The sequence below is a fragment of the Streptomyces sp. NPDC005263 genome (assembly GCF_042872365.1).
In the GTDB taxonomy this organism is placed as follows: Bacteria; Actinomycetota; Actinomycetes; order Streptomycetales; family Streptomycetaceae; genus Streptomyces.
This window is the reverse complement of record NZ_JBIAKJ010000004.1, coordinates 73,855-84,395: the sequence shown is the minus strand read 5'-3', so window position 1 is coordinate 84,395 and position 10,541 is coordinate 73,855. Positions and strand designations below refer to the sequence as shown.

The 10,541-nt window shown below is 70.5% G+C and carries 6 protein-coding genes; all 6 read left to right on the top strand.

The features are described from left to right. Positions 1–167 precede the first annotated feature (167 nt). Positions 168–1,862: an extracellular solute-binding protein gene (locus ACFYRY_RS18920; RefSeq protein ID WP_389146494.1), complete on the top strand. Its 1,695-nt coding sequence runs from the start codon at positions 168–170 to the stop codon at positions 1,860–1,862. A gap of 27 nt (positions 1,863–1,889) precedes the next feature. Then, complete coding sequence (locus tag ACFYRY_RS18915) at positions 1,890–2,924, top strand: ABC transporter permease (protein WP_389146492.1); 1,035 nt, start codon at positions 1,890–1,892, stop codon at positions 2,922–2,924. Between the two features lie 8 nt (positions 2,925–2,932). Continuing rightward, a complete protein-coding gene (locus ACFYRY_RS18910) occupies positions 2,933–3,880 on the top strand; it encodes a carbohydrate ABC transporter permease (RefSeq protein ID WP_389148327.1) in 948 nt (315 codons plus the stop codon). Positions 3,881–4,007: 127 nt separating this feature from the next. Further along, positions 4,008–6,227 (top strand): WD40/YVTN/BNR-like repeat-containing protein, encoded by a 2,220-nt coding sequence (locus tag ACFYRY_RS18905; RefSeq protein ID WP_389146489.1) that lies wholly within the window; start codon positions 4,008–4,010, stop codon positions 6,225–6,227. Beyond that, positions 6,227–8,194 (top strand): beta-galactosidase, encoded by a 1,968-nt coding sequence (locus ACFYRY_RS18900; RefSeq protein ID WP_389146486.1) that lies wholly within the window; start codon positions 6,227–6,229, stop codon positions 8,192–8,194. Before ACFYRY_RS18905 ends, ACFYRY_RS18900 begins: the two co-directional genes overlap by 1 nt. After that, positions 8,191–10,539 (top strand): glycoside hydrolase N-terminal domain-containing protein, encoded by a 2,349-nt coding sequence (locus ACFYRY_RS18895; protein ID WP_389146483.1) that lies wholly within the window; start codon positions 8,191–8,193, stop codon positions 10,537–10,539. Before ACFYRY_RS18900 ends, ACFYRY_RS18895 begins: the two co-directional genes overlap by 4 nt. Positions 10,540–10,541: the final 2 nt, after the last annotated feature.

The following is a 10,541-nucleotide window of genomic DNA, read 5'->3' as shown; positions in this document are numbered from 1 at the left end:
GCAACATCGAAGCGCTTCGACTACGTCGATCACGAGGACTGCCCGCCGGACGGCGCGCAGCCCACCGGGGATCAGAGAACCGCTTCGGCTCAGCCAGTTCCACTCAAGACACCGCAGCCGACGGCTCCACCGCCGGGTGTCCTGGTGCGCCATGAAGGGTTGACGCAATGACGCCGAACGCCGCCTCCGAGTCCTCCGCGCCCAGCCGGAGAAGCTTCCTCGCCTCCACGGCGGTCGCCGCCGCCGCGGTGGCGGGCGGGATGCCGCTGCTGTCCGCCTGCGGCGGTTCGGACGGCGGGTCGCGCGACGGCACGACCTCGGGGAAGGACGCCAGGAAGATCCTGCCGACGTACGTGGCCAGCAACGTGGTGAAGCCGGACATCCCGTCCAAGAACGGTTCGTCGATGGGCTTCACCACCAAGCTCGACGTGGACACCCTCAAGACCTCGGTGGCGAAGAAGCTCGGCAAGGGCGGCGACGTCACCATCATGTCGCCGTTCTGGGGCTCGCCGCCGAAGCAGAACAACCCCTACTACACGTCGATGAACGACCTGATCGGCGTCGACGTCCGGTGGCGGAACCAGGACGGCAACACCTATGACCAGAAGCTGGGCGCGGTCCTCGCCTCCAGCGACGTCCCGGACGTGGTCGTGGTCCCCAGCTGGAACATGATGGGCAAGATACCCAGCGCCATCATCGGCAAGTTCGCCGACCTGGGCCCGTACCTGTCCGGCGACAAGGTCAAGGAGTACCCGAACCTCGCGGCGATCCCCAGCGACGCCTGGCAGCGCTCCATCTTCGGCGGGAAGCTGATGGGCCTGCCCCAGCCCGCCCCGTCCGTCCCGACCATCGTGCCCCTCTACCGCCAGGACGTCTTCGACAAGGAGGGCTACGAAGTCCCCACGTCCGCCGACGAGTTCATGGCCCTGTGCAAGGACATCACCAACGCCAGGGCCAAGCGGTGGGCCTGCGGTGACATGAAGTGGACCGCGATGAACACCTTCGGCGTGCTCGGGGGAGGGGAGAAGCCGCTCTGGTGGAACCTGGTCGACGGGAAGCTGATCAACCGCATCGAGACCCCGCAGTACCTGGAAGCCATCGAGTGGACGCGCAAGCTGTTCGCCGCCGGAGTCGTCCACCCCGACTTCAAGCTGGGCAAGAGCCAGGCCACCGACCCCGCCCCCAAGTTCGCCGCCGGCGAGTTCCTGATCTGGAACAACAACATCGTCAACTGGTACGGCCAGCAGGCCTCCCAGGCCACCCAGAACCCCGGCTTCAAGATCTGGGGCATGAACATCTGGAACCACGACGGCGGTGACCCGACGCTGTACGCCCAGAACCCGGCCGGCATCTTCGCCTTCGTCAACAAGAAGGCCTCCGAGTCCGTCATCCACGACGTCCTGGCGGTCGCCAACGTCACCGCGGCGCCGTACGGCACCAAGGAGTGGATGATGACCAACTACGGCGTCGAGGGCACCCACTACACGATCAAGGACGGCATCCCGGTCAAGAACGACAAGGGCAACAACGAGGTTCTCAACGCCTTCGTCATGGTGGCGAGCCCCGCCGCGACCACCGCCCACCCCGACCTCCCGGACTACACCAAGGCCATGGTCGAGTGGGAGCAGCGGATGGGTGCCTTCACCAAGAAGTCGTCCTTCTGGGGCCTGCAGATCACCGAGCCCTCCCGCTACACCAACCTCGCCAACGACTTCGAGCAGCTCGAGGACGACATCATCCGGGGGCACAAGAAGGTCAGCGACATGCAGCAGGCCGTCTCCGACTGGAAGAGCAAGGGCGGCGACAAGCTGCGCGACTGGTACAAGAAGCTCCTCGACGAGAACGGCACGGCGGCGAGCTGACCAGGCTCTGAGGCAAGGAGAACAGCCGTGTCCCACAGCACGGTGCCTCGCAGCAGTGCCGAGGCCAGCACACCCGTGAAGACCCCGGTGGCGTCCGACGACGCCACCGCCGGCCGGGAGGAACGAGGCTCGGGCAAGCTGAGCCTGAGACTCAGGTTCCGACGCGACCGGGTCCTGATCCTCATGACGCTCCCGGCCGTCCTGCTGGTCCTGGTCTTCAACTACCTGCCGATCCTCGGCAACGTCGTCGCCTTCCAGGACTACGACCCCTACATCAGCGACAACGGCATCGTCTCCATCCTGCACAGCCCCTTCGTGGGCCTGGAGAACTTCCAGCGGATCTTCGAGGACTCGGCCTTCTGGAACGCCGTGCAGAACACGCTGGTCCTGTTCTTCGTCCAGCTCGTGCTGTTCTTCCCGATCCCGGTCCTGCTCGCGCTGCTCATCAACAGCGTGATCCGGCCCCGGGTCCGGGCCGTCGCGCAGGCGGTTCTCTACCTGCCGCACTTCTTCTCCTGGGTGCTGGTCATCGCCGTCTTCCAGCAGATGTTCGGCGGCGCGGGGATGCTCTCCCAGCTGCTGCGGCAGAACGGCTACGACGGCCTCGACATCATGACCAACCCGGACACCTTCGCCTTCCTGATCACCGCGCAGAGCGTGTGGAAGGACGCCGGGTGGGGGATCATCGTCTTCCTCGCCGCGCTGGCCTCGGTGCCGACCGACCACTACGAGGCCGCCGCGATGGACGGCGCCGGACGCTGGCGCCGCATGTGGCACGTCACGCTCCCCGCCCTGCGTCCGGTGATCGCCCTCCTGCTCGTGCTGCGCGTCGGCGACGCCCTGACCGTCGGCTTCGAACAGATCCTGCTGCAACGCGACGGCGTCGGAACCAGCGCGGGAGAGGTCCTCGACACCTTCGTGTGGTGGAACGGCGTACGCAACCAGGACTTCGGCTACGCGGCCGCCGCCGGCCTGATCAAGGGCGTGGTCAGCATCGGTCTGGTCCTCGCCGCGAACAAGATCGCCCACCTCATGGGCGAGCAGGGGGTGTACGAGAAGTGACGTCCGTGATGTGGGAGCAGCGCCAGGACACCGAGCCGCCCCAGCGGAAGGCGCCCCGCTGGTGGGCGGCGCCCGAACGCCCCGCCTGGGAGGAAGAACCCTCGAAGGCCGGCCTCGCGGGCAAGGGCATCGCCCTGACGATCGCCTGCCTCGCGGTCGTCTTCCCGCTGTGGATCGTGATCGTCACCAGCCTCTCCTCACGCAAGACCATCGACGAGGCGGGCGGTCTCGTGATGGTGCCCAAGGGCATCACCTTCATCGCCTACCGGGAACTGCTGAGCGGCGGCCAGGTCACCCGCGCCACGATCGTCAGCCTCCTGGTCACCCTGTTCGGCACGCTGTTCTCGATGGCGGTGTCCGTCCTGTGCGCCTACGGCCTGTCCCGCAGGGGATCCCTCGCCCACCGCTGGATCCTGATGACGATGCTGGCGACCATGTTCTTCAGCGCCGGCCTCATCCCCACCTACCTGCTGGTGCAGTCCCTCGGCCTGACCGACAGCTATCTCGCGCTGATCCTGCCGAGCGCGCTGAGCGTCTTCAACATCCTGGTGCTGCGCAGCTTCTTCATGGGGATCTCGCAGGAACTCATCGACGCCGCGCGCATCGACGGCGCCGGGGACTTCCGGGTCCTGTGGCAGATCGTCATGCCGCTGTCCCGGGCGGTCCTCGCGGTGATCACGCTGTTCTACGCCGTCGGGTACTGGAGCGCCTGGTTCAACGCGTCGCTCTATCTGAACGACCAGGACATGATGCCGTTGCAGAACGTCATGATCCAGCTGGTGCAGAAACAGGAGCCGCCGGTGGGGCTCGGCCAGGCCATCAAGACCGGGCAGCTCTCGGGGCTGGCCATCCAGATGGCGGTCATGGTGATGGCGCTGCTCCCGGTCGCCGTGCTGTCTCCCTTCGTCCAGCGGCATTTCAAGAAGGGAATGCTCACAGGCGCGGTGAAGGGCTGACCGTTCGCCATCCCGAAGGGGTGGTTCCGACGGACGGCGGCTGCGGGTTTGTTTGTGGCTGGGCGCGCAGTTCCCCGCGCCCCCCAGGTAGGCATCTCCCCCTTTCTCGATCAGCGAGGTATGTGTCATGTGCGCGTCCGGGCCAGGCCGTCGTGCCGTTCTTGGTGGAGCCGCGGCCGCTGCCGCGTTCACCGTCGTTCCGTCCTTCCACGAGCGTGCGGAGGCCGCCGCCCCGGCCGCCGCCCCCGCCTACCGCTGGCGCACCGCCGTCATCGGCGGCACCGGATTCGTCACCGGCGTCCTCTTCCATCCCTCCGTACGCGGTCTCGCCTACGCCCGTACCGACATCGGCGGTGCCTACCGCTGGGACGACCGGGCCGCACGCTGGACCCCGCTGACCGATCACCTCGGCTGGGACGACTGGAACCTCCTCGGCGTCGAGGCCATCGCCGTCGACCCCGCCCACCCCGACCGTCTCTACCTCGCCCTCGGCACCTACGCCCAGTCCTGGGCCGGCAACGGGGCGGTGCTGCGTTCCGAGGACCGCGGTGCCACGTGGACCCGTACCGACCTCACCGTGAAGCTCGGCGGCAACGAGGACGGCCGGGGCGCGGGGGAGCGGCTGCTCGTCGACCCGCGGGACAGCGACACCCTGTGGCTGGGCACCCGCCACGACGGACTCCTCAAGTCCACCGACCGGGGCGCGACCTGGGCAGCCGTGAGCGGCTTCCCGGGCACGCCGAGCGCGAGCGGCCAGGGCGTCACCCTCCTCGTCGCCGCCGGTCGCACCGTCTACGCCGGCTGGGGCGACTCCGACGGCACCGCAGGCTCCCCGAACCTCTACCGGACCGCGGACGGCAGCACCTGGGAGGCCGTGCCCGGACAGCCCTCCGGTGCCTCCGCCAAGGTGCCGATCCGCGCCGCCCACGACCGCCACACCCGCGAGCTGTACGTGACGTACGCCGACGCCCCCGGCCCCAACGGGCAGTCGGGCGGCAGCGTGCACAAGCTGGCCGCGGCGAGCGGCAAGTGGACCGACGTCACACCGGTGAAGCCGGGAGGAACCACCAGCGACGGGTCCTCGGACACCTTCGCCTACGGCGGAGTCGCCGTCGACGCCCGCCGCCCCGGCACGCTCGTCGTCTCCACCAACAACCGCTGGGCCGCGGTCGACACCCTGTACCGGACCACGAACGGCGGCCGCACCTGGACGTCCCTGAAGGACTCGGCGGTCCTCGACGTCTCCGAGACCCCGTTCCTCACCTTCGGCGCCGACCGGCCCAAGTTCGGCTGGTGGATCCAGGCCGTCGCCGTCGACCCGTACGACTCCCAGCACGTCGTCTACGGCACCGGCGCCACCCTCTACGGCACCCGGGACCTGAAGCACTGGGCACCGCGGATCCGCGGTCTGGAGGAGACCTCCGTACGTCAGCTGATCTCGCCACCGACCGGACAGGCGCACCTGCTCAGCGGCCTCGGGGACGTCGGTGTGATGTACCACGAGCGGCTCACGGCGTCGCCGTCACGGGGCATGGCGAGCAACCCCGTGTTCGGGTCGGCGACGGGACTCGCGCAGGCCGCGGCCAGACCGTCGTACGTCGTCCGCACGGGCTTCGGCGACCACGGCAACGGTGCCCGCTCGAACGACGGCGGCAAGTCCTGGACAGCCTTCGCGACCCAGCCCGCCCTCGCCAAGGACGCACCCGGGCCGATCGCCACCAACACCGACGGCAGCGTGCTGCTGTGGACCTTCGTGCACTGGGACGGCACCACCTACCCCGCCCAGCGCTCCACGGACGACGGAGCGACCTGGTCCGAGGTCTCCACCTACCCCAAGGGCGCCACCCCGCTCGCCGACCCGGCCGACCCGACGCGCTTCTACGCGTACGACACCGACACCGGAACCCTGTTCGCCAGCACGGACAGCGGCCTCACCTTCACCGCGCGCGCGAGTGGACTGCCCTTTGGCGACAGCCAGTTCCAGCTGGCCGCGGCCCCGGGGCGCTCCGGCGACCTGTGGCTGAGCACCAAGGGGAACGGCCTCTACCGGTCGACCGACGGCGGAGCGACCTTCACCAAGCTCACCAGCTGCTGGGCCTCGTACACCCTCGCCTTCGGCAAGGCCGCCGACGGCGCCGACTACCCGGCGGTCTACCAGGTCGGCTCCACGGAGGCGATCACCGCCGTGTACCGCTCCGACGACGGCGCGAAGAGCTGGGTGCGCGTCAACGACGACCAGCACCAATGGGGCTGGATCGGCGCGACCATCGCCGCCGACCCGCGACTGTACGGCCGCGTCTACGTCGCCACCAACGGCCGGGGCATCCAGTACGGGGAGCCCGTCTGATGCCGAACCTGGGCGACGCCACCCGCGGCCGCATCCTCTACGGCGGCGACTACAACCCCGAGCAGTGGCCCGAGGAGACCTGGCAGGAGGACGTCCGCCTCATGAAGGCGGCCGGCGTCAACTCCGTCACCCTCGGCGTCTTCTCCTGGGCGAAGCTCGAACCCCGCCCCGGGGAGCGGGACTTCGGCTGGCTGGACCGGCTGATGGACCTGACGCACGACCACGGCATCGGGGTCGTCCTGGCCACCCCCACCGCCTCCCCGCCGCCCTGGATGGGCCATCTGCACCCCGACACCCTGCCCGTCGACCAGGACGGCCGCACCGAGTGGTGGGGCGGACGCCAGCACTTCTCGCACTCCAGCGCCACCTACCGCCGCTACGCCGCCGCCATCACCGAGGACCTCGCCGCCCGCTACGGCGCCCACCCGGCCCTCACGATGTGGCACATCAACAACGAGTACTGCACCTACGACTGGAGCGACCAGGCCGCCACCCGCTTCCGGAGCTGGCTCCGGGACAGGTACGGCACCCTCGACGCCCTCAACGAGGCCTGGGGCACCGCGTTCTGGAGCCAGGGCTACGGCGACTGGGCCGAGATCCACACGCCGCGCCACGCCCACTACATGAAGAACCCGAGCCAGGTGCTGGACTTCCGGCGGTTCACGTCCGACATGCTCCTGGAGTGTTACGCGGCCGAACGCGACATCGTCCGCCGGGCCACCCCGCACCTCCCGGTCACCAGCAACTTCATGCCGCTGTGGATGGGCCAGGACGCGTGGCGCTGGGCCGAGGAGGAGGACGTCGTCTCGGTCGACCTCTATCCCGACCCGCGTGACCCGCTCGGCGCGCAGCACGGCGCCCTCATCCAGGACCTGACCCGTTCGCAGGCCCGCGGCCCCTGGATGCTGATGGAACAGGCGGCCGGCCCGGTCAACTGGCGGGGCGTCAACCACCCCAAGCCGCACGGCCTCAACCGGCTCTGGTCGCTCCAGGCCGTGGCCCGGGGCGCGGACGCCGTCTGCTACTTCCAGTGGCGGCAGTCCCGGCAGGGCGCGGAGAAGTTCCACTCCGGGATGGTCAGCCACGCGGGGGAGGAGGGCCGGACCTACCAGGAGGTGAAGCGGCTCGGCGCCGAACTCGCCACCATCAGCGCGGACGTGACGGGCACGCACACCCCGAACGACATCGCGGTCCTGCACGACTGGCACGCCTGGTGGGCCGCCGCCCAGGACGGCAGGCTCTCCGACCAGGTCGACCACCCCGACCTCCTCAGGGCCTGGCACCGCGCCCTCTGGGAGGCCCACCTCACCACGGACTTCGCGCACCCCGAGCACGACCTGAGCGGGTACCGGCTCGTGGTCGTCCCGCAGCTGTACGCGCTCACGGACGCGGCGATCGACAACCTCCTCGGGTACGTCCGGGACGGCGGCACCCTCGTCTCCGGCTTCCTCACCGGCGTCGCCGATCAGGACGACCGGGTCCGGCCCGGCGGCATGGACGCCCGCCTGCGCGACCTGTTCGGCATCCGCACGCTGCACGAGTGGTGGCCGCTGGACGCCGGCGAACAGGTCCAGTGCGACGGCTTCCGCGGCACCCTGTGGTCGGAGGAGATCGAGAAGACCGAGGACGCCGAGACGGAGGCGGCGTACCGGGAGGGCGAACTCGACCAACTGCCCGCCGTGCTCCGCAAGGGCCGCGCCTGGTACCTCTCGACGCTCCCCGAGCCGACGGCGCTGCGCGACCTGGTCGCCCGGATCGCCGGTGACGCCGGTGCCCGCCCCGCGCTCGACGCACTGCCCCCCGAGGTCGAGGCGGTCCGCCGCGGTGACCTGCTGTTCCTCCTGCACCACGGGCGCGACCCGGTGACCGTCGAGGTGCCGGGCACCCACCGGGACCTGCTGACCGGCGCGACCGTGACGGACGAGATCACCCTCGGCCGCCATGGAGTGGCGGTGCTGAAGCCATGACGGAGAACGGCATGGGCGAGGAAGGGGTGACCTCCGGCCCCGTCCACGGCACCTGGGAGCCCCGGCCCGCCGCCCGCTGGGAGGACGCCTTCCTGAGCGGCAACGGCCGCCACGGAGCCCTGGTGTTCGGCGATCCGAACGACGAGCGCGTCATCGTCACCCATCACAGTCTGGTCCGCCCCAACGGGAGCGAACACGCCCGCCCGCCGGAACTCGCCGCCGAACTCCCGGCACTCCAGGACAGGTTGCTCGCCGGGGACCTGACCGCCGCCGAGGCCTTCACCGACGGCCGGGACCTCCAGTGGGTCCAGCCCTTCCACCCCGCCTTCCAGATACGGCTGCGCAGGACGAAGCCGGCCGAGCCGGGCGCGTACCGCCGCCACCTCGACTTCACCACCGGCGAGGCGACGACGGAGGGCGCGAGCCTGCGCAGCCGGGTCTTCGTCTCCCGCGCCGACGACGTCGTCGTCCAGCGGATCGACGCGCCCGACCTGGACATCTCCCTCGACCACCGGCTCCCCGGCGCCCCCCAAGACCTCGCCGTCGGCCAGGGCGCCGTCCTCACCCCCGAGGGCGCCCTGCTCACCCTGCGCGCCCGCTATCCCGGCAGCGACCGCGGGTACACCGGCGTGACGCTGGTCGTGGTCTCCGGTGGCCGTACCGCCCTCACACCCCCCGGCCTGCGGATCACCGGCGCCGCCTCCGTGCTGCTGCTCACCCGGGTCCTGCGCCACCCGGACCGGAGGGACGCCCCGGTCACCCCGAACGGCGACGAGACCACCCCGAAGGCCGATGAGACCACCCCGAACGGCCTGACCGCCCTGACCGGCTTGATCGAGCCGTCCGACCCGTCCGACCCCGACGCCCAGGCCCAGGCCCGCGCCCTCGGCGACCTGCTCCCGGCCGACGAGGACCCGTACACCGGCCTCCTGGCCCGCCACACCGCCCCACACCGCACGGCGTACCAGCGGGTGACTCTCGACCTCGACGCGGACCCCGCCGAACGCGAGCTGCCCGGCTCGGAGTTGCTCGCCCGCCCCGACAGTCCCGCCCTTCTGGAACGCCTCTTCGCCGCCGGCCGCCACCACCTGCTCTCCGCCAGCGGCATGCTCCCGCCCCGCCTGGTGGGCCTGTGGACCGGCGACTGGAACACGGCGTGGTCCGGCGCCTTCACCACCAATGCCAACCTCAACCTCCAGACGGCGTCAGCGGCCGCGACCGCCCTCCCCGAAGTCACCGAGGCGCACGCCGCTCTGATCCACCGCCAGCTGGACGACTGGGCCGAGAACGCTCGCGCGATCTTCGGCGCCCGGGGTGTCGTGGCGCCCACGCACACCGACGGCGAGTCGGGACTGACGTACCACTTCGCCCGCGAGTACCCGCACCAGCTGTGGACCGCGGGCGCCGACTGGCTGCTCAAGCCGCTCGTCGACCACGACGAGACCCGCGGCGAGCGAGACCCGCGCACCGCCCACGCACTCGCCCAAGTAGCCCTGTTCTACGAGGACTTCCTCACCCGCACGGACCCCGACGGGCACCTGGTCGTGGTCCCCTCCTACTCACCGGAGAACCGGCCGGCGAACGCGAGCTGGGGCGCGGTCAACGCGGCCATGGACCTGTCCGCCGCCCGGCACGCCCTGCTCACCGCCGCCGCCTACCACCCCGACCAGCCGGAACAGGCCGACCGCTGGCGCGCGCTCGCCGACCGCCTCCCGCCCCACCGGACCAACGCCGACGGCGCCCTCGCCGAGTGGGCCACGCCTGGCCTCGACGACACCTACGACCACCGTCATCTCAGCCACCTCTACGGCGTCTGGCCGCTGGACGAGATCACCCCGTACGACACCCCGGACCTCGCCGCGGCCGCGCACCGGGCGCTCGAACTGCGGGGCTCCGAGAACGACTCGGCGCACGGCCACCTCCACCACGCCCTCGTCGCCGCCCGGCTGCGCGACGGCGAACGAGTCGCGCACGCCCTCCGTCAGGTGCTCGAGGGCGACTTCTTCCACGACTCGCTGATGAGCGCCCACTACCCGGACCGGGACGTCTACAACGCGGACGCCGCGCACACCCTGCCCGCTGTGCTCGTCGAGATGCTCGTCCACTCGACGCCGGACCGGCTGATCCTGCTGCCCGCGCTTCCGGCGGCGTACCCGACGGGCCGGCTGCGGGGCGTCCGGACCCGGTTCGGGGCCGAGCTCGACCTGACCTGGAGCCCACAAGAAGCACACGCGGTGCTACGCCCCACCCGTAGCCACCGTGTCGAACTCAGGACTTCCTCCGGCGCGCGGCCGCTCGACCTCGTCGCCGGAGAAGACCACGTCATCACCCTGAGGACGTGGTAACT